The sequence below is a fragment of the Synechococcus sp. CS-205 genome (assembly GCF_025128255.1).
GTDB lineage: Bacteria > Cyanobacteriota > Cyanobacteriia > PCC-6307 > Cyanobiaceae > Regnicoccus_A.
Map to the genome: position 1 here is coordinate 111,940 of NZ_JAHLZB010000049.1, position 22,095 is coordinate 134,034.

The 22,095-nt window shown below is 68.5% G+C and carries 22 protein-coding genes; 6 read left to right on the forward strand and 16 right to left on the reverse strand.

Going from position 1 to position 22,095, the window contains the following annotated elements; genetic code table 11:
- Positions 1-15: 15 nt before the first annotated feature.
- Positions 16-420, reverse strand: a complete 405-nt coding sequence (locus tag KQ297_RS12155; protein ID WP_259739640.1) for a YkgJ family cysteine cluster protein — start codon at positions 418-420, stop codon at positions 16-18.
- A gap of 117 nt (positions 421-537) precedes the next feature.
- Here KQ297_RS12155 and psb30 point away from each other — a divergent pair, with 117 nt between their 5' ends.
- On the forward strand, positions 538-645 hold the full coding sequence (gene psb30 / locus KQ297_RS12160) for a photosystem II reaction center protein Ycf12/Psb30 (RefSeq protein ID WP_185465509.1): 108 nt from the start codon (positions 538-540) through the stop codon (positions 643-645).
- 44 nt (positions 646-689) lie between these two features.
- Here the strand turns inward: psb30 and recJ are convergent, their stop codons facing one another.
- On the reverse strand, positions 690-2,498 hold the full coding sequence (gene recJ, locus KQ297_RS12165; RefSeq protein WP_259739641.1) for a single-stranded-DNA-specific exonuclease RecJ: 1,809 nt from the start codon (positions 2,496-2,498) through the stop codon (positions 690-692).
- Positions 2,499-2,672: 174 nt separating this feature from the next.
- Here recJ and KQ297_RS12170 point away from each other — a divergent pair, with 174 nt between their 5' ends.
- The 3 genes from KQ297_RS12170 to KQ297_RS12180 all read left to right on the forward strand — a co-directional run bounded on the left by KQ297_RS12170 (position 2,673) and on the right by KQ297_RS12180 (position 4,779).
- Positions 2,673-3,449 carry an HAD-IA family hydrolase gene (locus KQ297_RS12170; protein ID WP_259739642.1) on the forward strand — a complete coding sequence of 259 codons (777 nt, stop codon included), beginning with the start codon at positions 2,673-2,675 and terminating at the stop codon, positions 3,447-3,449.
- Positions 3,446-3,790 carry a DUF565 domain-containing protein gene (locus KQ297_RS12175; protein WP_259739643.1) on the forward strand — a complete coding sequence of 115 codons (345 nt, stop codon included), beginning with the start codon at positions 3,446-3,448 and terminating at the stop codon, positions 3,788-3,790. The genes KQ297_RS12170 and KQ297_RS12175 overlap by 4 nt, the downstream gene beginning before the upstream one ends.
- Positions 3,791-3,855: 65 nt before the next feature.
- Positions 3,856-4,779 (forward strand): phosphoribulokinase, encoded by a 924-nt coding sequence (locus tag KQ297_RS12180; protein WP_259739644.1) that lies wholly within the window; start codon positions 3,856-3,858, stop codon positions 4,777-4,779.
- Between the two features lie 69 nt (positions 4,780-4,848).
- On the opposite strand, the gene rpmF is transcribed toward KQ297_RS12180, so the two are convergent.
- Entirely contained in the window at positions 4,849-5,028 is a 180-nt protein-coding gene (gene rpmF, locus KQ297_RS12185; protein ID WP_185465513.1) for a 50S ribosomal protein L32, read from the reverse strand.
- A gap of 201 nt (positions 5,029-5,229) precedes the next feature.
- Between rpmF and ftsH the strand changes: the two genes are divergently transcribed.
- A complete protein-coding gene (gene ftsH, locus KQ297_RS12190) occupies positions 5,230-7,044 on the forward strand; it encodes an ATP-dependent zinc metalloprotease FtsH (RefSeq protein ID WP_259739677.1) in 1,815 nt (604 codons plus the stop codon).
- Here the strand turns inward: ftsH and KQ297_RS12195 are convergent, their stop codons facing one another.
- From KQ297_RS12195 to thrC, 3 genes are all read right to left on the reverse strand, one after another.
- Entirely contained in the window at positions 7,045-8,025 is a 981-nt protein-coding gene (locus KQ297_RS12195; RefSeq protein ID WP_259739645.1) for a cupin, read from the reverse strand.
- Between the two features lie 66 nt (positions 8,026-8,091).
- The gene (locus KQ297_RS12200; RefSeq protein ID WP_185465514.1) at positions 8,092-8,367 is read right to left on the reverse strand and encodes a MoaD/ThiS family protein; all 276 of its coding nucleotides are present in this window, start codon (positions 8,365-8,367) and stop codon (positions 8,092-8,094) included.
- 70 nt (positions 8,368-8,437) lie between these two features.
- Positions 8,438-9,739, reverse strand: a complete 1,302-nt coding sequence (thrC, locus tag KQ297_RS12205) for a threonine synthase (protein ID WP_259739646.1) — start codon at positions 9,737-9,739, stop codon at positions 8,438-8,440.
- Positions 9,740-9,879: 140 nt separating this feature from the next.
- Between thrC and KQ297_RS12210 the strand changes: the two genes are divergently transcribed.
- Positions 9,880-12,762 (forward strand): UPF0182 family protein, encoded by a 2,883-nt coding sequence (locus tag KQ297_RS12210; RefSeq protein ID WP_259739647.1) that lies wholly within the window; start codon positions 9,880-9,882, stop codon positions 12,760-12,762.
- 113 nt (positions 12,763-12,875) lie between these two features.
- Here KQ297_RS12210 and fba read toward each other — a convergent pair whose 3' ends face one another.
- From fba to proB, 10 genes are all read right to left on the reverse strand, one after another.
- Positions 12,876-13,949 (reverse strand): class II fructose-bisphosphate aldolase, encoded by a 1,074-nt coding sequence (gene fba / locus KQ297_RS12215; protein ID WP_185465516.1) that lies wholly within the window; start codon positions 13,947-13,949, stop codon positions 12,876-12,878.
- Between the two features lie 138 nt (positions 13,950-14,087).
- On the reverse strand, positions 14,088-15,185 hold the full coding sequence (locus tag KQ297_RS12220; RefSeq protein WP_259739648.1) for a Gfo/Idh/MocA family protein: 1,098 nt from the start codon (positions 15,183-15,185) through the stop codon (positions 14,088-14,090).
- A gap of 47 nt (positions 15,186-15,232) precedes the next feature.
- Positions 15,233-15,631 (reverse strand): hypothetical protein, encoded by a 399-nt coding sequence (locus KQ297_RS12225; RefSeq protein WP_259739649.1) that lies wholly within the window; start codon positions 15,629-15,631, stop codon positions 15,233-15,235.
- A complete protein-coding gene (accD, locus tag KQ297_RS12230; RefSeq protein ID WP_259739650.1) occupies positions 15,628-16,503 on the reverse strand; it encodes an acetyl-CoA carboxylase, carboxyltransferase subunit beta in 876 nt (291 codons plus the stop codon). Before accD ends, KQ297_RS12225 begins: the two co-directional genes overlap by 4 nt.
- 33 nt (positions 16,504-16,536) lie before the next feature.
- Positions 16,537-17,385, reverse strand: coding sequence for an A24 family peptidase (locus tag KQ297_RS12235; RefSeq protein ID WP_259739651.1), 849 nt, complete (start codon positions 17,383-17,385; stop codon positions 16,537-16,539).
- A gap of 27 nt (positions 17,386-17,412) precedes the next feature.
- Positions 17,413-17,709 (reverse strand): hypothetical protein, encoded by a 297-nt coding sequence (locus KQ297_RS12240; RefSeq protein WP_259739652.1) that lies wholly within the window; start codon positions 17,707-17,709, stop codon positions 17,413-17,415.
- A gap of 112 nt (positions 17,710-17,821) precedes the next feature.
- Entirely contained in the window at positions 17,822-18,724 is a 903-nt protein-coding gene (locus KQ297_RS12245) for a phosphoribulokinase (protein ID WP_259739653.1), read from the reverse strand.
- Between the two features lie 58 nt (positions 18,725-18,782).
- Positions 18,783-19,856, reverse strand: a complete 1,074-nt coding sequence (gene leuB / locus KQ297_RS12250) for a 3-isopropylmalate dehydrogenase (RefSeq protein WP_259739654.1) — start codon at positions 19,854-19,856, stop codon at positions 18,783-18,785.
- Positions 19,857-19,881: 25 nt separating this feature from the next.
- On the reverse strand, positions 19,882-20,910 hold the full coding sequence (gene lpxD / locus KQ297_RS12255; RefSeq protein WP_259739655.1) for a UDP-3-O-(3-hydroxymyristoyl)glucosamine N-acyltransferase: 1,029 nt from the start codon (positions 20,908-20,910) through the stop codon (positions 19,882-19,884).
- Positions 20,911-20,950: 40 nt separating this feature from the next.
- Positions 20,951-22,090: a glutamate 5-kinase gene (gene proB / locus KQ297_RS12260; RefSeq protein WP_259739656.1), complete on the reverse strand. Its 1,140-nt coding sequence runs from the start codon at positions 22,088-22,090 to the stop codon at positions 20,951-20,953.
- Between the last annotated feature and the right edge of the window lie 5 nt (positions 22,091-22,095).

A 22,095-nucleotide genomic window follows, 5' to 3' on the forward strand; every position in this document is an offset into this window, starting at 1 on the left:
GGTCGACGCTGTCGCTCATGGCTGGCTCTGGCGGTCGGAGGCGGGCTGGGCCGCTCTGCGGCCACCCGGTTGCCGGGTGGCCCGCTCGAACCGACGCATCACAATGGAACGCCCCCCATATTCCTCGCGGATCTGCTGACGGCAGCAGGCGATCGCGAACGCTTCGCCGCATTCATCGGGCACGGCGAACAGCCGGGCCAGGGCCCCCACCCGGCAGAAGTCGGGCCTCTCGGCATAGATCCGGCAGGTTCTGGATCCAGTGTTGAAGTAGCGGCACCAGCCGTCTGCTCCCACCATCGAGAGGTACAGCTGCCGCTGCTCGTCGCTGAGCACCTCGAGGGCCTCGCCCCTTAGCTCCGGGTCCAGTCGGCAGCAGGCTCCGCACCCGCTGATGCAGCTCCAGTGGGGTCCGGCTCCCATCCGATCGGCTCCAACGGCTGTGACAAGCCGTCACAGTGGCATGGGAGCAGCACTGCCCGGGGCTTCCACGACTCGTACGCTGTCTCCCGGAACGCCTTACATCCGAGCGCCGCATCCATGGGAATCGATTTCCATCTGATCGCCAACTTTCTGGCGCTGGCCCTGGTCACCCTGGCGGGTCCGGCCGTGATCTTCATCCTCTTCTACAAGCGCGGGGCTCTCTGATCCGCCTGGGGATCTGAACCGGGCGGTTGATCTTGATCAACCGCTCAGGCCTGAAGGCCAAGAGCCAGAGCGGCCTCTTCGATCAGTGTGCGCAGGTAGGTCGGCTGATCCACAGCCGGGAGTTCCACGTGAAGCTCCCGGCCTTCCTCGTTGCGGATCAGGACGCCATCACCCTGGCGGCGGCACCAGTAGGAGCGCTGCCGCCGCTTGAGCAGCACATCCCCGCTGCCGCTGCAACGCAGCCCCACCAGCTCCAGTTGCAACCGTTCCTCACCCTGCCAGCTGTCGCTGCGCAGGCGATAGGCCACATCCACCAGCTCGGGAGCCGTGCCCTCCCCCTGCCAGCGCCAGGCCATCGCCCGCAGGCGGCTGCCCTGCTGCTCCAGCTCCAGCTGAAGGTGCCCGCCGCGCAGCAGCCGCTGGCTCACCACCCGGCAACCATTGCTCCAGAACACCGGCGCCGGCAGCCCTGCCCCCAGGGGCTCCAGCCGTTGCAGGTCGCGCCAGAAGCCGCGGGTGATGCGGCTGAGGGCCAGGCAGGCTTCCGGTTCCACCGGCGAGCCGCTGCCCCGGTCCCCCAGCCAGCTGGCTGCCAGCTGGTTGAGCTGCTCATGCAGATCCGCCAGCCGCTCGGCCTTCACGGTGAAGCCGCCGGCGGCGGGATGGCCACCGTGGCGCTCCAGCAGAGCGCCGCAGTGGGCCAGGGCCCGATCGACCGCGAAGCCCCTGGGCGCCCGTACCGACGCCCGCAACCGGCCGCCCCCTTCCCCGGCGAGCAGTGCCACCGGCAAGCCGTAACGCTCCACCAGCCTGGCCGCGACGATGCCGATCACCCCGTGATGCCAGTGGGTCTGGGCGAGCAGCAGAAAGGGGGTGGGCTCGGGGCCATCGGCCTCCACCAGCGCCACCGCCTCCGCCTCGATCGCCTCGCAGAGCTCGCGCCGCTGGCGGTTGAGGGCTTCGCACTCCTGGGCCAGGGCCAGGGCGCGGTCCTGGTCCTCTGTGGTGAGCAGATCCACCACCAGGGCCGGATCCCCAAGCCGCCCCACGGCGTTGATGCGCGGCGCCAGCTTGAACGCCACCGCTGTGGCATCGAGGGGCACCTCCCCCAGGCCCGCCAGTCGCTGGAGGGCCTGCAGCCCGGGCAGGGGTGAAGCATGCAGGCGCCTGAGGCCATCACGCAGCCAGCGCCGGTTCACCCCCAGCATGGGGGCCATGTCGGCCACCGTGCCGATGCAGAACAGGTCCAGCGCCATGGCGGTGGCATCGGCCCGGCCCAGTTCCGTGGCCAGCACCATCGCCAGCAGATAGGCCAGTCCGACCCCCGCCAAGCCGCGGTAGGGGGAACCCTCGGGCGTGCAGGCGGGATGCAGCAGTGCCAGGTAGGGCGGGGATTCAGCAGGCAGGCTGTGGTGGTCGGTGAGGATCACCTCCACGCCCAGATCCCTCGCCCGATCCAGGGCCTCCCGGGCGGCGATGCCGTTGTCCACCGTCACCAGCAGTCGCACCCCCTCGCCGGCCAGGCGCTCCACCATCGCGGCGTTGAGGCCGTAGCCCTCGTCCTGGCGGCTGGGGATGGCGGCCCTCGGCCGTGCCCCCAGCCGAGCCAGAACCCCCACCAGCAGGGCGGTGCTGGTCATGCCGTCGGCGTCGTAGTCGCCACAGATCGCCAGGGGCTCGGCCTGGGCGCAGGCCCGCACCAGGCGCTCCACCGCCAGCTCGAGGTCGGCGAAATGCTGCCGGGGATCGGGGGCGGCGCTGGGCTCCAGCAGTTCGGCGATCGCCTCGGGGCTGTCGTAGCCCCGCCGGCGCAGCACGGCCAGCAGCTCGGGCGGCAGGCCCAGGGCGGCCATTCCACTGGCTGTGGCCCCGTCCGGCGTTGCCGGAAGGGGCGAGGGCAGTTGCCAGCGTTGCTCAGGTGGGTCGAAGGGCAGGGGAACCTCAGGCGTGCGGGGTCATTCTGAGCGGGTTGCCGCGGTTGAGCCGGCTGCTGCTGAACCCTCACAACCAGCCCCTAGCCTGGTGTGATGGTTGCTGACGTCGTCCAGGGTTCCCTGCGCGCCCTGCTCTGGGATGTGGACGGCACCCTGGCCGAAACCGAACTTGACGGCCACCGGGTCGCCTTCAACCGAGCCTTTGAGCAGCATGGCCTTCCCTGGCACTGGGACCGGGGCACCTACATCAAGCTGCTGGCCATCAGCGGTGGGCGTGAGCGCCTGCACTGGTTTCTCTCCCGCCAAGGCGCAGCTGCGCCGGCCCCAGAGCTGCTCGAGGCCCTGCACAACGCCAAGCAGGGGCACTACCGCGCCCTGGTGGAGGCTGGCGAGGTGCGCCTGCGCTCTGGAGTGAGGCGTCTGATCGAGGCGGCGGGGGCGGCCGGGCTTCGGCAGGCGATCGTGACCACCAGTGGTCGTGAGGCGGTGGCCGCCCTGCTGGAGAACCAGCTCAGAGACCAGAGCCAGTTGCTGACGCCCAGGATCTGCGGGGAGGATGTGCGCGCCAAGAAGCCTGACCCCGAGGCCTACCACCTGGCCCTGCAGCGCCTGAAGCTGAACCCATCCCAGGCCGTGGCGCTGGAGGATTCTCCGGCGGGGCTGGCGGCCGCCACGGCGGCCGGTCTGCCCTGTCTGGTGACCCTCAGTGCCGCCACCTCTCAGGAACCGCCTGCGGTCTATGCCGCGGCCTCCGGCGTGGTGGACGGCCTGGGTGAGGCCGGTGCCCCGGTGGGCGTGCTGCACGGCCCCGCTTGTGCCCGCGGCCTGATCACGCTCTCCTACCTGGAGCAGTTGCTGCCAGCGCCATGAGCCCGTTGCCCGTGCAATCCACCCGGCTTGAGCAGGCCCTCGAGAGCAGTGCCCGCACGGCCTGGTCGGGATGGCGCGGCAGTTGGCGCCACCGCAGCCTGTCTCTGCTCGCCCTGCTGCTCGGCCTGTTTGCTGGCAACAATGTCACCGCTTTCGTGTCCTATCTGGTCGGGCCACGCCCCCTGGTGGTGCTGCTGCTGGTGGTGCTGGTGGAGCTGTTGGTTCGCCTGCGCAGTCACTGGGTGCGAGGGGAGCCCTCCCTGGGCTGGAGGCTCTGCGACAACCTGCGCATCGGGGTGGTCTATGCCGTGGTGCTGGAAGGGTTCAAGCTCGGCTCGTGATGCCACCCCCCACGCCTGGGCACGTCCCGGCGGGGCCCTACCACCGCTTGCTGATTCGCTGCGGTGTGGCTGACCCCCTGGCCTGGGAGCGGGAATGGCGGCAGTGTCTCGGCTCCGAGCAGGTCCCGCCGCACCCGAGCCTGCTCTGGGGTCTCACCCTCCCTTTGCTGAGCTGGTGCGCCTCGACGCTGGCGAGCGCCCCTGGCACGCGCCCCCTGCTGATCGGGCTGAACGGGCCTGTGGGAGCGGGCAAGACCACCCTGGGGCGGCAGCTTGAGCGGCTTGCCCCAGGCCGGGGCCTGCGCCTGGCTGTGGCGTCGATTGATGACGCCTACCTGCCCTGGGAGCAGAGGCTCGAGCGGCTGGCTGGCAATCCCTTCGGGGTGAGCCGGGTTCCGCCCGGCAGCCACGACGTGGCCCTGTTGCTGGAGTGCCTGAGGCGCTGGCGCTCGGGAGAGCCGTTGCAGCTCCCCCGCTTCGACAAGCGTCTGCGGGGGGGCGAAGGGGATCGGGCCGGCTGGCGCCGCTACGAGGCCGTCGATGTGCTGGTGCTGGAGGGCTGGCTGGTGGGTTGCCGTGCCCTGGGGGAAACGGTCCTCTCGCGGTTGATCGCCCGGCCCGCCTCGGCGTGGGCCAGCAGCCTGAGTGCCGCTGAGCTGGCCTGGTTGCCCCACTGGGACCGGGAGTTGCAGGCTTACCAGGCCCTCTGGGAGCAGCTCGATGGGCTCTGGTTGCTCAGGCCCAGCAGATGGAGCCTGCCCCTGCGCTGGCGCCTGCAGGCGGAGGCCCATCAGCGCCGCTCCACAGGACAGGCTCTTCAGGCCGCAGAGGTGGCGGCGATCGTGCGGGCCAGCCTGGCCTCGCTTCCCCCGGAGCTCTATCAGGAGGTGCTGGCGACCGGCCCGGGCGGGGCTTTCTCCGCCGACGCCCTGATCAGACTGGATGGCCGGCGCCGCTGTGTCTGGAGCGGGCCGGCTGACGAAGGGTGATCCTCTGACGCTGAAGGGGATCTGCGCTGGGCCGTTGCCACTGAACCGGTCTGCTGAACAGAGCGGTGCTCAGCTCTCGGCGTCGTCGTCGGATTCGTCGATCGGATACACGAAGCCCTGGGCCCGGCCACTCAACACAGCCTTGCCGAGCGACATCGCCTTGCGGGCAGCGACCGCCGCCTTGGCCTTCCAATGGGCATGGCGCTGGTTGCGCTTGCCTTTGGAGGTTTTCTTCTTGGGAACAGCCATCCCGAGCGATCAGCCAAACAAAGATCTTCCGCCTTCGTGAGGCCTTTCGTCAAATCGCTAAGCTCCACCCAGAAGCAGAACCCTGTGAGCAGCCCGCGTCCGGTGCTCCCTCTCTGGCCGGAGGGTGATCCTGCTGTCCTGGCCGCAGCACCGTCCCAGCCGGAGGCCTCCGATTCCCCGACCCCGACCGGGGAGGGAGGATTGCTGCGCCGATTGGTGCGCCCCTCCGACCCCCCGCCGACTTACAGCGAACTCCTCTCCCTGATCCGCGGAGGCACGGTCAAGGAGCTGGAACTCTCCCCCAGGCAGCGGGAGGTTCAGGTGGAGTTCAAGGACGGCCGCAGCGCCCGGGTGCCCGTCTTCGCCAACGATTCGCTGCTGCTGCGCACAGCCGAGCAGAGCAGCGTTCCGCTCACCGTTCGCGATGACCGCCAGGACGAGGCCGCCGCGGGGCTGCTGGTGAACGTGCTGCTGGTGGTGCTGCTGCTGGGTGGTCTCACCCTGCTGCTGCGCCGCTCCTCCCAGGTGGCCAACAAGGCCATGGGCTTCGGCCGCAGCCAGCCCCGCCTGCAGCCGGAGGGCTCGGTCAGTGTGCGTTTCGAGGATGTGGCCGGCATCAATGAGGCCAAGGCCGAACTGCAGGAGGTGGTCAGCTTTCTGCGTCAACCGGAGCGTTTCACCGCTCTTGGAGCCAAGATCCCCAGGGGAGTGCTGCTGGTGGGCCCCCCGGGCACCGGCAAGACCCTGCTGGCCAAGGCGATCGCCGGAGAGGCGGGGGTGCCCTTCTTCTCGATGGCGGCCTCGGAGTTCGTGGAATTGTTTGTGGGGGTGGGCGCCAGCCGGGTGCGTGATCTGTTCAAGCGGGCCAAGGAGAAGGCCCCCTGCATCATCTTCATCGACGAGGTGGATGCGGTGGGGCGCCAGCGGGGCGCCGGCATCGGTGGTGGCAACGACGAGAGGGAGCAGACCCTCAACCAGCTGCTCACCGAAATGGATGGATTCGAGCAGAATTCGGGGGTCATCCTGATTGCGGCCACCAACCGTCCCGATGTGCTGGATGTGGCCCTCACCCGGCCGGGGCGCTTCGACCGTCAGATCCAGGTGGATCTTCCCGACAGACGTGGCCGCGAAGCCATCCTGGCGGTGCATGCCCGCAGCCGTCCCCTCGATCCTTCCGTGTCGCTGAGCAGCTGGGCGGCGCGCACGCCTGGCTTCTCCGGTGCCGACCTGGCCAATCTTCTCAACGAGGGGGCCATCCTCACCGCCCGTCGCCATCGCAGCAGCATCGATGATCAGTCGCTCAGTGATGCCCTTGAGCGCATCACCATGGGCCTGGCGGTGGCGCCCCTGCAGGACAGCGCCAAGAAACGGCTGATCGCGTATCACGAGGTCGGCCACGCCTTGCTCAGCTGTCTGGTGCCCCATGCCGACAGGCTCGACAAGGTGACCCTCCTGCCCCGTTCCGGTGGGGTCGGCGGTTTTGCCCGCACCATGCCGGATGAGGAGATCCTCGATTCAGGACTGATCAGCAAGTCCTACCTCCAGGCCCGGCTTGTGGTGGTCATGGGCGGTCGTGCCGCCGAGCTGGTGGTCTTCGGTCCCAGTGAGATCACCCAGGGGGCCTCGGGGGATCTGCAGATGGCCACCCGCATCAGTCGTGAGATGGTCACCCGCTACGGCTTCTCCACCCTGGGGCCCGTCTCCCTTGAGGGAGATGGGGGTGAGGTGTTCCTGGGCCGCGATCTGATCCACACCCGCCCCAGCTACGCCGAATCCACCGGCCGCCAGATCGATCTTCAGGTGCGGCAACTTGCGGAGCAGGCGCTCGAGCAGGCTCTGGCCCTGCTTCGGCCCAGGCGTGTCCTGATGGATGAGCTGGTCGACCAGTTGATCGAGCAGGAAACCCTGGGAGGCGATGCCTTCCGGGCGATCGTGGATCGCTTCGAATCCACCGGAGCGCTTCGCGTCGAGTCCGGCTCCGCCACAGCGGCCCTGCCCGTGGCGGGCCACGCCTGATCAGGTGAAGCGGATGTCGAGGCTGCGCAGGTAGGTGTGCAGGGCGGCGTCCTGGATCGGCAGCAGCAGGGCATCCTCACCGCTTTCGTTCACATGGCCGTGCCAGTGGCCCGGCGGTGTAACGAACGCGGCACCCGGCTCCCACTCCATCCGCACGGGGTTGCGGATCGTACCGTCGGGATTGAGCTCTGGCCCCGAGAGGGTGGCGCAGCCCGGTGCGCAGGCGATCACCAGATCCAGAGCCACCGACTGGTGACGGTGGGGGGGCTGCACGGCTCCCGGTGGCACCAGCCCGTACATCGCCCAGAGGGTGTGGGTCACGGTGCGGCTGTCGGGAAGATCGCTGTTGGCCAGCAGCAGGCTGAGTCGGTTGCTGCGGGCGCTGCTGGGATCCGCGGCCAGGGCGGCCAACTCCCGGCGCAGCCATTCGCCGGGGTAGTGGGTGGCCTCGAAGCGGGCACGATCGGGGCTGACCCCCAGGTGGCTGAGCAGCGGCGCGTCGTGGACCCAGTAGAGAACGCTCTCTTCACAGGCTTCGAGCTGGGCGGCCTCGCCGCAGGGGAGCACGAACAGATCCCCCTGGCTCCAGGCCTGATCGATCCCTCCACCCAGAGCGCCCGCCGGCCTCCGGCAGCGTCCGGCGCCGCGCCAGACATAAAACAGAAAGCTGGTGGCATTGGCACCGGCGGCGACCGACTCCCCGGCCAGGATGCGGATGAAGCTGGCGCTCAGGGCCGGGCTGGTGGCCGGACCCTGACAGCCAAGCTCACGGCTGAGATCAAGAGGAAGGATCGCACTGGGGCCGCTGGCGTGCAGCTCGGGTCCCCAGCGACCTTCCGGTATCGGCTCGGTCAGTCCACGCCGCACGGGATTGGCCGCCTGGCGGTAGTCGAACAGCTGGGCCTTGCCCGCAGGCGCCATCGACAGGACAGCGCTTTCATCAGGCCGGAGGGCCACAGGAGCTTCAGGAGCCTGGGTCATGAATCCAGCTGTGGATGGTGGAGGAGAGCCTATGGAGGCCGACCCACCGGTTGTGGGCTTGCAGAATCAGCCTCCGGCCACAGCGGGCACGATGCTCACCTCATCGCCGTCGGCCAGGGCTGTGGCCTGGTTGTCGAGGAATCGGATGTCCTCGCTGTTCACGTACACGTTCAGGAAGCGCCGCAGCTTGCCGCTCTCGTCGGTGAGCCTGGCGAGGATGCCGGGGAAGCGGCCTTCCAGGGCCTGAAGCAGCCCGTCGACGCTGGTGGCCTCGAGTTCAACGCTGGATTGATCCGCGGTGAATTTCTGCAGGGGGGTGGGGATCAGGACCTGAATCGCCATGGCGGGTGGGGAGAGTGCGGCGGCAGCCGCAAGGTAAGGAAGGTGGTGGGGAGCGGAGCCAGGTGACTCTTCAGACGCCGATCGGTTCCCAGCTGGCACGATGCAGCGACTGGGCCCGTTCCCAGGCGGCATTGAAGCTGGCGAGCTGGGGCTCGATCGTGAGCGGTTCGCCCACGGAGGAGGCCACGGCTTCGGTGGTCTTGAGGCCGTTGCCGGTGATGTAGGCCACGGTGGTTTCGCCGGGGTCGATCTTGCCCTGCTCCACCAGCTTCTTGAGCACCGCGATGGTGGTGCCCCCGGCGGTTTCGGTGAACACGCCCTCGGTCTCGGCCAGCAGCTTGATGCCGTCGATGATCTCCTGGTCGTTCACGGCGGAGATCGAGCCCTTGGAGCGGTTGGCGATATCGATGGCGTAGGGGCCGTCGGCTGGGTTGCCGATGGCGATCGATTTGGCGATCGTGTTGGGCTTCACCGGGGTGATGAAGTCGCGGCCCTCGGCGAAGGCCTGGGCGATCGGAGAGCAACCCTCGGCCTGGGCGCCGCTGAAGCGCACCGGCTTCTCGTCGACCAGGCCCACCTTGATGAATTCGTCGAAGCCCTTGCGGATCTTGGTGAACAGGGAACCGGAGGCCAGCGGCGCCACGATGTGATCCGGCAGTTGCCAGCCGAGCTGCTCGATCACTTCGTAGCCGAGGGTCTTGGAGCCCTCGGAGTAGTAGGGGCGCAGGTTGATGTTCACGAAGCCCCAGCCGTAGGTGTTGGCCACCTCGGAGCACAGGCGGTTCACCTGGTCGTAGTTGCCCTTCACCGCCATCAGGGTGGGGTTGTAGATGAGCGTGCCCAGCACCTTGCCCATCTCCAGATCGCTGGGGATGAACACGCAGCACTCCAGGCCGGCGTGGGCGGCGATGGCGGCGGTGGAGTTGGCGAGGTTACCGGTGGAGGCACAGCTCACCGTGGTGAAGCCGAGTTCGCGGGCGCGGGTGAGTGCCACCGATACCACCCGGTCCTTGAAGGAGAGCGTCGGCATGTTGACGCCGTCGTTCTTGATGTAGAGGTTCTTGAGTCCCAGGCGGCGGGCCAGCCGGTTGGCCTTGAGCAGTGGGGTGAAACCGGTGCCCACATCGATTGGGTCGCCTTCGATGGGCAGGAATTCGCGGTAGCGCCAGATCGAGGTGGGGCCGGCCTCGATCGAGGCCCGGCTGACGCGGGCGCGAATGGCGTCGTAGTCGTAGACGACCTCGAGCGGGCCGAAGCAGACGTCTTCACAGACATGGCGGGCGCTGGCCTCGTAGGCGTGGCCGCATTCCTTGCAGCGCAGGCCCGTGAAGGTGGAGCCTGAGAGGGCTGAGCGGGAAAGGGTGGCCGTCACGGTGAAACCCTGCGTTGAACATGGAGGCTAACAGCGCTGTCTGAAAGTCCAGCAAAAAGCCGACCTTGGAGATCGGGTTATGTGGAGGGGTCGCCTGGCGTGTCCTTCCTGCTTAAGGTCACTTTGAACTGACACCACCGATGCTGCGGCAACTGCGGCGCATTCCCTGGCCGTTGCTGGTATCCGCGGCGGTGCTCACCCTCGCCACCACCCTTCTGCTGACGGCCCGTAGCTGGGTGGAGTGGCAGTGGTTCACTCAGTTCGGCTGGGGCAGCGTGATCGTGCGTCGGTGGCTGCTGCAGGGCGCGGGACTCGTCCTGGGGCTGTCCCTGGGCGTGGGACTGCAGTCCTGGGTGGGATGGCTGTGGGCCAGGCCCGTGGTCGGAGACGGCGAGAGACCCCGTTTCGCCCTGGCCCCTTTGCCCTATCTGCTGACGCTGATCGCGCTGGCGGTCGCCCAGATGCTGCCGTTGCTGCTGCTGCTGCGGCTGGCCCAGCGACTCCTTCTCAATCCCTTCGACCCGCAGCGCCTGCATGGTCTGGTGGCCCTGGCGGACCTCTCCTGGCCTGCCGTGGCTTTGCTCGCCCCGCCAGTGCTGCTGGTTCTGCTGCGGGCGCCTCAGCGCGCGCCGCGGCTGCTTTCCGCCCTGGCCAGCGCCTTCGCCGCTGTGGCTCTGGCCAGGGGCTGGGGCTTCTGGAGCCTGGCCCTGTTGGCTCCCGACACCGGGGTGAGTGAACCGATGCTCGGGGCGGACGTGAGTTTCGCCCTGGTGCGATTCCCCGCCCTGGCCTTCGGTCTCACCCTCGCTCTGAGCCTGGGCTGTGTCCACATGGCCGCAGCGCTCTGGGGCCTGATGGCGCGTCCTCCCCAGCTCAGCGACGGCCGCTTCGGCGGCTTCAGTGCCGCCCAGCTGCAGGCCCTGCGCCTGCCGTGGGGTCTGTTCGCCCTGGCCGTCGCGGGCGGTTTCTGGCTCGGCCGTCATCAGCTGCTGCTCAGCAGCCTGGGCAGTGTGCCGGGGGCCGGCTGGGCTGACGTGCATGTGTCCCTGCCGTTGCGCACGATCGCCTCCGTGCTGGCTCTGATCACCGGCCTGCTGCTGGTGTTCCCCCTGCCGCAGCGGGGCTGGCGCAGCCGCACTTTCGTGGGGAGCGGGATGGTGCTCCTGCTGGTGCTGCTGCTGGAGACGGTGCTGCTGCCGGCGGTGCAACTGCTGGTGGTGAATCCTCGGGAGCTGGAGAGGGAAACGCCCTACCTGGCCCGCTCGATCGACGCCACCCGGGCGGCCTTCCAGCTCGATCGCATCAACACGCGCATCGTCAATCCCAACGACCGCATCAGCCGCGTCGATCTGGAGCAGAGCGAGGCGACGATCCGCAACATCCGCCTCTGGGACAGCCAGCCGCTGCTGGCCACCAACCGTCAGCTTCAGCAACTGCGCGTGTTCTACCGCTTCTCTGAGCCCGCGGTGGACCGCTATGCGATCGCTTCCGGGGATCAGCCACCCCAGCAGCAGCAGGTGATCATCACCGCCCGGGAGGTGGACAGCTCCGGGCTGCAGGCCGCGGCCCGTACCTGGTTGAACCGCCACCTGGTCTTCACCCATGGCCAGGGCTTCACGGTGTCTCCGGTGAACACCAGCACCCCCGACGGTCTTCCCGAGTTCTTCATCAGCGACCTTGGCGCCGACAGCCGCATCAGTGGCAGCCCCGATCTGGACATCAGTCTCGAGCAGGTGAAGGCGGCGATTCCCGTGGGCCAGCCCAGCCTCTACTTCGGCACCCTGCCTGGTCCCTATGCACTGGCGCCCACCCAGGTGCGGGAGTTCAATTTCCCCGAAGGCGACGAGAATTCCTACACCCATTACAGGGGCAGTGCCGGCGTGCCGCTGCGCATTCCGGCGGCCAGGATGGCGGCAGCGCTCTACCTGCGGGAACCTCGGCTGCTGGTGAACGGCGCGCTCAAGTCCGACACCCGCCTGCTGCTGCGCCGTGAGGTGCGTGAGCGGGTACGGCGGCTGGTGCCCTTCGTGGCCTTCGAGGCCGAGCCCTACCTGGTCTCGGTGCGGCTGGGGGAGGATACGGGGCCCTTCCAGGCGGGGCAGCACCAGTTCTGGATCGTGGACGGCTTAACGATCAGCCGCACCTACCCCTACAGCGCGCCGGTGCCGGACCGCTCGGATGTGCGCTACCTGCGCAATTCGCTCAAAGCCGTGGTGGATGCCTACGACGGGCATGTGGCCCTCTACGTGGCGGAACCAGAAGATCCCCTGATCGCAGGCTGGCAAAAGCTTTTTCCCGAACTCTTCCGGCCCCTCGAGGCGATGCCGGCAGCCATCCAGGCCCACATCCGCTACCCGCTTCCCCAGTTCGAGCTGCAGACCACCCAGCTGCTCAGATATCACGTGACCGATCCGGCGGTGTTCTACAGCGGAGACGACGTGTGGCAGATCCCCAAGGAGATCTACGGCTCGGAGCTGGTGCCGATGGAGCCGTATCACATCAGCGGCCAGCTGGGACCCGAGCTGCCCCCGGAATTCCTGCTGCTGCAGCCGCTGACCCCCCTGGCCAGACCCAACCTGGTGGCCTGGCTGGCGGCCCGCAGCGACGCCCCCAATTACGGCAAGCTCGAGGAGTTGCGATTTCCCAGCCAGACGCCGATCCTGGGTCCGGAGCAGATCACGGCTCTGATCAACCAGAACCCGCGGATCAGCCAGCAGTTCGGGCTCTGGAGCCGCTCGGGTGCCGAGGTGGTGCAGGGCAATCTGCTGGTGATGCCGGTGGGCGAGGCTCTGCTGTACGTGGAGCCGGTCTACCTCAAGGCTCGACGCGGCGGTCTGCCCACCCTGACCCGGGTGGTGGTGAGCGATGGCACCCGCATCGCCATGGAGTCCACCCTGGCGGAGGCGATCGACGCCCTGCTCGACCCGCGGCGCTCCAGTCCTGCCACCGAAGCCCTAGCCGTCCCTGGCCCCGGGCAGGAGCCGAACCCTCTTGATGCTGGTCCTGGCCCGGCAGCCCTCTGATCAGCGAGCGATGGCAGGGAACCCACGGACTGAGTGAGCATGAAGGACTGAGCATGAAAAAGGGGGCCTTACGGCCCCCGGGTCAATGGAATCGGTGGAGCAGACCAGCCGGCTCAGGCCGCGACGGCCGTTTTGGGATCGAGAGCACCCTTGGCGTAGAGAGCGGCGTAGTAGTTGATGTTCTGCTGCTTGATCTTGCTGGCCTGGCCGGCGCACCAGAACTGCTGATAACGATCGAGGCAGACCTTCTTCATGTAGGCCCTGGCTGGCTTGTTGAAGTGGCGGGGGTCGAAGTTGGCAGGATCCTTGTAGGCGGCCTCACGCACCGCCGCGGTGAAGGCGAGGCGGTTGTCGGTGTCGATGTTCACCTTGCGCACGCCGTTCTTGATGCCGTTCTGGATCTCTTCCACAGGCACGCCATAGGTTTCAGGAATCGCTCCTCCGAACTTGTTGATCATGTCGAGCCATTCCTGGGGCACCGAGCTGGAGCCATGCATCACCAGGTGGGTGTTGGGGATGGCTTTGTGGATCTCGGCGATCCGGGAGATGGCCAGCACCTCACCGGTGGGTTTGCGGGTGAATTTGTAGGCGCCGTGGCTGGTGCCGATGGCGATCGCCAGGGCATCCACCTTGGTTTTGGCCACGAAATCAGCGGCTTCGGCGGGATCGGTGAGCAGCTGGTCGCGGGAGAGGGCGCCGTCAAAGCCATGGCCATCCTCGGCCTCACCCTTGCCGGTTTCCAGGGAGCCCAGGCAGCCCAGTTCGCCTTCCACACTTACGCCGATGGCATGGGCCACGTCGACCACTTCCTTGGTGACGGCCACGTTGTAGTCGTAGCTGGCGGGTGTCTTGGCGTCGGCCTCCAGGGATCCATCCATCATCACCGAGGTGAATCCGTTGGCGGCGGCGCCGAAGCAGGTGGCGGGGCTGTTGCCGTGGTCCTGGTGCATCACCACCGGGATGTCTGGATAGGTTTCGGTGGCCGCGATGATCAGGTGGCGCAGGAAGATGTCGCCGGCGTACTGACGGGCACCGCGGGAGGCCTGCAGGATCACGGGGCTGTCGGTTTCCTGCGCCGCCTCCATGATCGACTGGACCTGCTCGAGGTTGTTGACGTTGAACGCCGGGATGCCATAGCCGTTCTCAGCGGCGTGGTCGAGGAGCAGCCGAAGCGGAACGAGGGCCATGGGGAAAACCTCTGGAGGTGTGTGGGTGGAGCGTCAAGTTCGGCCTGGGGAGGCCTGATCACCGGCGTCGGGACCTTGACGCAGGATGGGGGCGAGTCTAGTGGATCCCCTGTTGGCCAGCCCCGACGGGCTCCGGTCTCAGTTCTGGATCTTCTGGCGCAGGCCACTGGCAGCGGCCTCAAGGGCCCGGTCGTAGCAGAGCTGGCTGCGCTCTCCTTCCGCCAGACCGGGCAGCATCGGTCTGCCTTCGCGCACGCTCTCGCTCCACCAGCCGTGCAACCGGGCCACCGGCGCGATGCGGCCGTCGGCCCAGGTCCGAGCGAAGGCAAGGGCGGGGTCGGGCAGCACCGGCTGGGGGGACTCCCCCGGGCGGGCGAGCCAGAGATGGAAGCCGTGGACATAGTCCGCCTGGTTGTCGCTTCCCAGGATCAGCGTGGCCTCACTGCCGTAGAACTCCAACCAGCAGCCCCTCCCGGCGCGGGTCACCGAGGAGAGGCTGAGCTGGGCCGGCACCGACGCCCCGCCAGGCGCCTCCAGGTCCAGTTGCAGCAGGGCCACATCGTCGGCATCAACGGGGCTGAAGCGGCCCTGGCCGCCTGTCAGTGGACGCGAGTGAATGGCGGTGGACAGATTGGCACTCAGCTGACGCACGGGTCCCACCAGCCACTCCAGGGTGTCGAAGGCATGGGTGCCGAGGGAGCCGAGCACACCGCCCCCCTCTGAGCGCTGGGAATACCAGCTGAAGGCTCGTCCCGGATCGGCGCGGCTGCTCATCAGCCAGTCGAAGCGCACCAGCCAGGGGTCCCCCAGCACCCCCTGGCGCAGCAGCGCCTGCAGCTGCTGGAACACCGGCACGGCCCGGTACTCGAAATCCACCGCCACGCTCAGGCCCCGCTCGATGGCCAACCGCCTGAGCTCCCGCACCTGCTCCACGTGAAGGGCGACCGGTTTCTCCAGCATCAGATGCTTGCCCGCCTCAAGGGCAGCGCAGGCCAGCTTGAAGCGGGGCCCGGGGGGAGTGGCGATCACCACCGCTTCCACGGCTGGATCCTCCAGCAATGCCGTGAACGTGCTGTGGCCGGGAAGCTCAGCGGAACGGCAGGCGGCCTCCAGGCGTTCCTGTCTCGGGTGCCAGAGAGCCACCGGCTCCGTACCGGGGCAGCCCCGCAGGGCAGGCAGGTGCACCTTCTCGCCGAAACCGAGACCGGCCACCGCGACCTGGAGGGGTTGGGTCATGGCAGCACGGGGTTCAGGGGATCAGCTCGGGGGATCAGCTCGGGGGATCAGCGGGACGCCAGCAGCTCGGAGCCGGCCGTGCAGGCCTGATCGAGAACGGCCCTGATCAGGTCATCCTCGCCGGTGGGTTGCCACGCGGCGCCGAAGCGGGGCAGCCCGTTCACAGAGGTGTCCCGGTAGAGCTGCAGATCGCAGTCGAGCTCCATCACGTAGAGCTGACCCCGATCCTCCGAGGCCGGCTGAAAGCGGGTGAGCACCGAGAGCTCCCCGTCACGGCTGAGCCGCAGGCTGCCGGTGTCCCACCACTGGCGGCCGGCCGAGCTCTCTGGCACCTCCTGCCAGTTCACCGGCCCCGCTGCGGCCCCACCGGGCCAGGCCCCCAGAGTGATCCCCAGCACCGCGATCAGCAGCACGGCGGAGCGGAGAAGGGGGCGGAGGCCGCTCATGCCGCCACCGGCGCGCTGACGCCGTGCAGCCGCAGCAGGCTGGCGAGGGTGCTGCGCAGGCGGGTGCGCGGCACGATCAGATCAACGAAGCCGTGCTCCTGCAGGTATTCAGCGGTCTGGAAGCCCTCGGGCAGCTTTTCGCGCAGGGTCTGCTCGATCACCCGGCGGCCGGCGAAGCCGATCAGGGCCTTGGGTTCCGCCAGGATCAGGTCGCCGAGCATCGCGAAGCTGGCCGTCACGCCACCGGTGGTGGGGTGGGTGAGCAGGGGGATGTAGAGGAGCTCCTGCTGGCGGTGACGCTGCAGGGCGCCGGAGATCTTGGCCATCTGCATCAGGCTGAGCATGCCCTCCTGCATCCGGGCCCCGCCGGAGGCGCAGACGATCATCAGGGGCCGGCGAAGCGCCGTGGCCTCCTCGACCAGACGGGTGAGCTTCTCGCCCACCACCGACCCCATCGAGCCGCCCATGAAGCGGAAGTCCATCACCCCCAGGGAGAGGGGAAGCCCCTCAATGCGGCAGTGGCCGGTGACCACCGCATCGCGCAGCCCGGTGGATTGCTGGGTGTCCCGCAGGCGGTCGGCGTAGCTGCGACGGTCCTTGAAGGCGAGGGGATCGGTGGGGGCCAGCGCGGAGTTGATCGGGCTGAAGCTGCCCTCATCGGCGATCACCCGGATGCGCGCCTCGCTGTCGATGCGGTGGTGGTGGGAGCAGCCGCTGCAGACACTGGCGTTGGCGATCAGATCCTTGCGGTACACCACCAGCCCGCATTCGGGGCACTTGCTCCAGAGCCCATCCCCGTCTTCGACCTCCTGGGTGGCGCGCACGACCGGGTTGGCCTTGCGGCGATCGGCGAACCAGTCGAACAGGGACACGGGACGGGGCCTGGCAAAGGAGAGGTGGCTCCATTAAAGGGTGGCGCCCCATCGGCTCCACTGCTGCATCCACCAGCCCTCTCCCGTCAGCCAGACGGCCACGGCACCGAGGGCCAGAAACGGACCGAAGGGGAACGGTTGCCCTGGTCCGAGCCGTCCGCTCAGTCGGCCCAGCAGGCCCACAACAGCTCCGCTGAACACCGCCAGGGTCACGGCCAGTCCCATCCCACTGAGTCCGAGCCAGGCTCCGAGCATGGCGGTGAGCTTGGCGTCCCCCAGCCCCAGGGCGGGCTTGCCGATCAGCCGCTCGGCCAGGGCACTGAGCCCTTCGAAGGCGAGCAACCCGAGGCAGGCGGCGAGCAGGTGATTGAACACCAGAGCGCGGGCGATGCCCTGCGACTGGCTGAGGCCGGCGGCCAGCGTGATCAGCAGGCCCAGCAGCAGACCCCAGCGGCAGAGGGGTTCGGGCAGCCAGAGATGGTCCCCGTCGATCAGCACCAGCGGCAGCAGCCAGCTGATGAGTAGCCAGCCCGCCCCGATCAGCAGCCAGGCCGGTGCCTCCCCCAGGGCGCTGGGCCTGGCCTCGAGGGCGGCCACCCAGAGCCCGGCGCAGAGCAGTTCCACCAGGGGGTAGCGGGGGGAGATCCCGCCGCGGCAGTGGCCGCAGCGGCCCCGCAGCAGCAGCCAGCCCAGCACGGGCAGGTTCTGGTGCCAGGCCAGGGGGATCCCGCAGCGGGGGCAGTGGCTGGCGGGCGCCACCAGCGATTCCCGCCGCGGCAGTCTCCAGGCGACCACGTTCAGAAAGCTGCCGACGCAGGCTCCGAGCAGGGCCACCAGCAGGGGGATCTGGGCGTTGGCGGCCAGGACGGGCTCAACAAGCATGATGGCAGCGGCGCGGACGGTATTGGTTCAACCGCGCTGGGGACCACGGATCGAGCGGGTTCGGCCCGCATTGCGCCCCCGCAGCAGCTCCATGGGCACGAACTGTTCCTCCGGAAGCAGCACCGGGGGTTCGAACACCACCCGGCCGAGGCCCCCACGGCTTTCGAGCACGATCCCGATCGGCTCGACGCCCGCCGGACACTGCTCCACATAGTTGAAGTAAATCCGGCGCGCCTGCTTGAGCACCTGGCCGCTGTTGATCTGATCCCAGCGCACCGGCGGATTGGCCGGATTCGAGGCCCCTCGGATCTTGAAGGACGGCATTGGACGCAGTCCCTGGCCGGGTGAAGCGGCCGAGGAACCGGGGTCGAAGGATGGTGGTGTGGCGAAGGTAATCGGCCTCAGCCATTCCGATCGGCCCCTGCAGCCTAATCGCTCAGGCGAGTCTGTTCTTCTCCTCGATCAGGCGGTGAATGATCGGGGTGAGAATCAGCTCCATCGCGAAGCCCATCTTGCCGCCGTTCACCACGATGCTGGTGGGGCTCGACATGAAGGAGTTGTTGATCATCCGCAGCAGGTAGGAGAAGTCGATCCCCCACTTCTCGCGAGCTCCCTTGCGGAAGTGGATGATCACGAAGCTCTCGTCCGGGGTTGGGATGTTGCGGCAGATGAAGGGGTTGGAGGTGTCCACGGTGGGCACCCGCTGGAAGTTGATGTCAGTGCGGCTGAACTGGGGGCAGATGTGGTTGATGTAATCGGGCATGCGGCGCAGGATCGTGTCCACGATCGTCTCGGCTGAGTAACCACGCTCGGCATTGTCCCGACTGATCTTCTGGATCCACTCCAGATTGGCGATCGGCACCACCCCGATCAGCAGGTCCACCAGGGAGGCGACGTCGTACCCCTCACCCACCACGCCCCCGTGCAGGCCTTCGTAGAACAGCAGGTCGGTCTCTGAGGGAATCGGTTCCCAGGGGGTGAACTGACCAGGCTCCAGCTTGGTGCCGAGCCGGGCGTTGTGCTCAGCGGCCTCCTCGACGGAATGGAGGTAGTAGCGCTTCTGACCGCCACCAGTTTCGCCGTAGGCCTGAAACTGCTCGGCCAGCTTGTCGAACAGGTTGGCCTCCGGGCCGAAGTGGGAGAAGTTGATCCCCGCCGCCTGGGCCTGGGCCATCTGCTCTTTCATCGGGCCGCGCTCGAAGCGGTGGAAGCTGTCGCCTTCGACAACCGCCGGGATGATCCCCTCCCGCTGGAAGATGTGCTCGAAGGCCCGCTTGACGGTGCTGGTCCCCGCGCCCGAGGAACCGGTGACAGCTACAACCGGGTGACGCTTGGACATCGGCGCAGGGGGAGAAAGAAGCGAAAACGAGTTTGGCAGGTCGCCGGTCCGCCGCTGCTCAGAGCTCCGCCAGCAGTTGCTCCCCCATGGCCGAGCAGCCCAGCAGGGTGCAGCCCTCGGCCATCAGATCGCCCGTGCGATAGCCGGCGCTGAGCACCCGGTCGACGGCAGCTTCCAGGTCGCTGGCGGCAGCCTCCTGCTTCAGACCCACCCGCAACAGCATCGCAGCGGAGAGCACCATCGCCATCGGGTTGGCCAGGTCCGCCCCGGCGATGTCGGGGGCAGAGCCGTGCACCGGCTCGAACAGCCCAGGCCCCTCGTCACCCAGCGAGGCGGAGGGCAGCATGCCGATCGAGCCGGTCAGCATCGCCGCCTCGTCGCTGAGGATGTCGCCGAAGAGGTTGCCCGTGAGCAGCACATCGAACTGGCGGGGCGCCCGCACCAGCTGCATCGCCGCGTTGTCGACGTAGAGATGGCTGAGCTCCACCTGAGGGAATTCAGCCGCCATCAGCTCCACCCGGTCGCGCCAGAGCTGGCTGACATCCAGCACGTTGGCCTTGTCGACGCTGCAGAGTCTGCCGCCGCGTTCGATCGCCAGCTGGAAGGCCACCCGGGCGATGCGGTCGATTTCGTCGTCGGCGTAAACCATGGTGTTGAAGGCCCGGGTACGGCCTTCGGCCTCCACCCGGCCTTTGGGGCTGCCGAAGTAGATGCCGCCGGTGAGTTCGCGCACCACCAGCAGATCCACCCCCCTGATCACCTCCGGCCGCAGGCTGCTGGCCTCGATCAGGGCCGGAATGATCTTCACCGGGCGCAGGTTGGCGAACAGGCCCAGGCCCGCGCGAAGGCCGAGCAGACCGGTTTCCGGCCGCTGTTCCCGGGGCAGGGGATCGAACCGGGGGCTGCCGATCGCCGCCAGCAGCACGGCGTCGGCAGCCCGACAGGCCGCCAGGGTGGTCTCCGGCAGGGGGACGCCCGTGAGGTCGATGGCGGCGCCACCGATCGGCTGCTCATCGAAGGCGAGACTGAAGCCATGGCGCTCGCCCACCGCCTCGAGCAGTCGCCTGGCGACCGCAGTGATCTCCGGTCCGATGCCGTCGCCGGGGAGCAGGGTGATCCGGTAGCTGGTCATCGTGGGGGAGGTGCTGGGCGCGAGGCTACTTCTGCAGCTGGCGCAGCGTCTTCGCCATCTCCGGCAGCTTGTTGAAGGCCGCTGAGCAGCGCAGCCACAACCGGTTGGGGATGGCCGGATAGCCACTCACCACTTCGCCGGCGGCCACCTCGCCGTGAATCCCCGACTTCGAGGAGGCGATGGCGCGATCGCCGATCCTGGCCCGGTTGGCCACCCCCACCTGGCCGGCCAGGATCACCCCATCGCCGAGGATGGCGCCGCCGGCGATGCCCACCTGGGAAGCCAGGGCACAGCCGCGGCCGGTGACGACCCCATGGCCGATCTGAACCAGGTTGTCGATCTTGGTGCCGGCACCGATGCGCGTTTCCCCCACCGAGGGGCGATCGATGGTGGTGCCGCAGCCCACTTCCACCCCCTCCTCCAGCACCACAAGGCCGGTCTGGGGCATCTTGCGCCAGCCGCTGGCGGTGGGCACGAAGCCGAACCCTTCCGAGCCCACCACGGCGTTGGAGTGGACCACGCAGGCGCGGGCCAGACGGCTGCCGGGGTGGAGCACCGCATTGGCATGGATTTCACAGCCTTCCGCCAGCTGCACGTCGTCGTAGAGCACGGCACCGGCATGGATGGTGCAGCCATCGCCGATCACGCTGCCCTCGCCCACCACGACATGGGCGCCGATGTGCAGCTCGCGACCCAGGCTGACCCCTGGTGCGATCACGGCACTGGGATGGATGCCCGGTGGCAGGCGGCGGGGGGGATGAAGGGCCTCGAGCGCCTCGGCGAATGCCAGTCGCGGGTTCTTCAGGGCCACCCAGGCGATGCCCCTGGCACTGGCGAGCTGCTGCAGGTCGGGATCGGGAGGCAGCAACAGGGCTGCGGCGCCGCAGCCCTCGAGGGCTGCCGCCAGGCTGTGGCCTGGCTCCAGGAAGGCCAGCTCCCCCGCCGCGGCCTGGTCGACCGCCGCGGCGGTGCTCAGCTCGGGATCCGCGGCCAGATCCCTGGCGCTGGCCTCCTTCAGCTCGCTCAGGTGCGTGAGCAAGGTGCTGAAGCGCATTCCAGGATCGCGGCCGGTGGCCGGATCGTAGGGCGGGCCCTCAGCCCGGAGCCGTCGACGGGGCGGTGAGCACCAGGTGGTCGCGGTGCACCACCGCACTGCCGGCGCCGTGGTCCAGGGTGCTCTGGGCCGCCCGGCTGCTCAGCCCCAGCACCTGGGCCACCTCGGCGCTGCTGAGGGCGCAGAGGCCACGGCCGATCTCGCGCCCCTCCAGGGAGAGCAGGCGCACCGCATCGCGGCGTTCGAACGCACCGTTCACCGCCCGGATGCCCACCGCCAGCAGCGAGGCCCCCCGCTCGAGCAGGGCCCTCTCGGCACCGGGGTCGATCAGCAGGTCCCCCTTGGGCAGCAGGGCATGGGCGAGCCAGCCCTTGCGGTCGGGCAGGGGGCAGGGGCTGGGGCGGAAGAGGGTGCCGAGGCGTTCGCCGGCCAGCAGAGCTTCGAGCACGGCAGGATCACGGCCATCGGCCAGGCGCACGGCGATGCCGCTGGAGGTGGCGATGCGGGCTGCAGCCAGCTTGGTGGTCATGCCGCCGGTGCCCCAGCGGCCGCCGCCCTGGGCCACGCCGCTGAGGCGCTCCAGCTCCTGCAGATCCCGAACTTCCTCGATCGGTCGGGCACTGGTGTCACTGCGGGGATCGCCGGAATAGAGGCTGTCCACATCAGTGAGCAGCAGCAGTTCATCGGCGCCGATCGCCACGGCCACCAGGGCCGAGAGCGTGTCGTTGTCGCCGAAGCGAAGTTCGTCGGTGGCCAGGGTGTCGTTCTCGTTGACCACCGGCACCACGCCCCAGCTCAGGAGTTGCTCCAGGGTGCGGCAGGCGTTCTGGTAGCGCCGGCGGGAGGCGAGGTCGCCCCGGGTGAGCAGCACCTGAGCCACGGCGCTGCCATGCCGGGCGAAGGCGGTTTCATAGAGCCGCATCAGCCGGCCCTGGCCCACGGCGGCAGCGGCCTGGAGGGCCACCACGTCCTCGGGACGCTCCACGAATCCGAGGGCATGGCAGCCCAGGCCCACGGCACCGCTGGTGACCAGCGCCATGGACTCTCCCAGCTGACGTCGCCGGCTGAGGCTGGCGGCCAGGCCGGCGATCACGGCCTCGGTGTCGCGGCCCTGGGAGCCGCGCAGGAGGCTGGTGCCCACCTTGACCACGCGGCGTTTCGAGGAGGTCGTAGCGGTCATCGGGG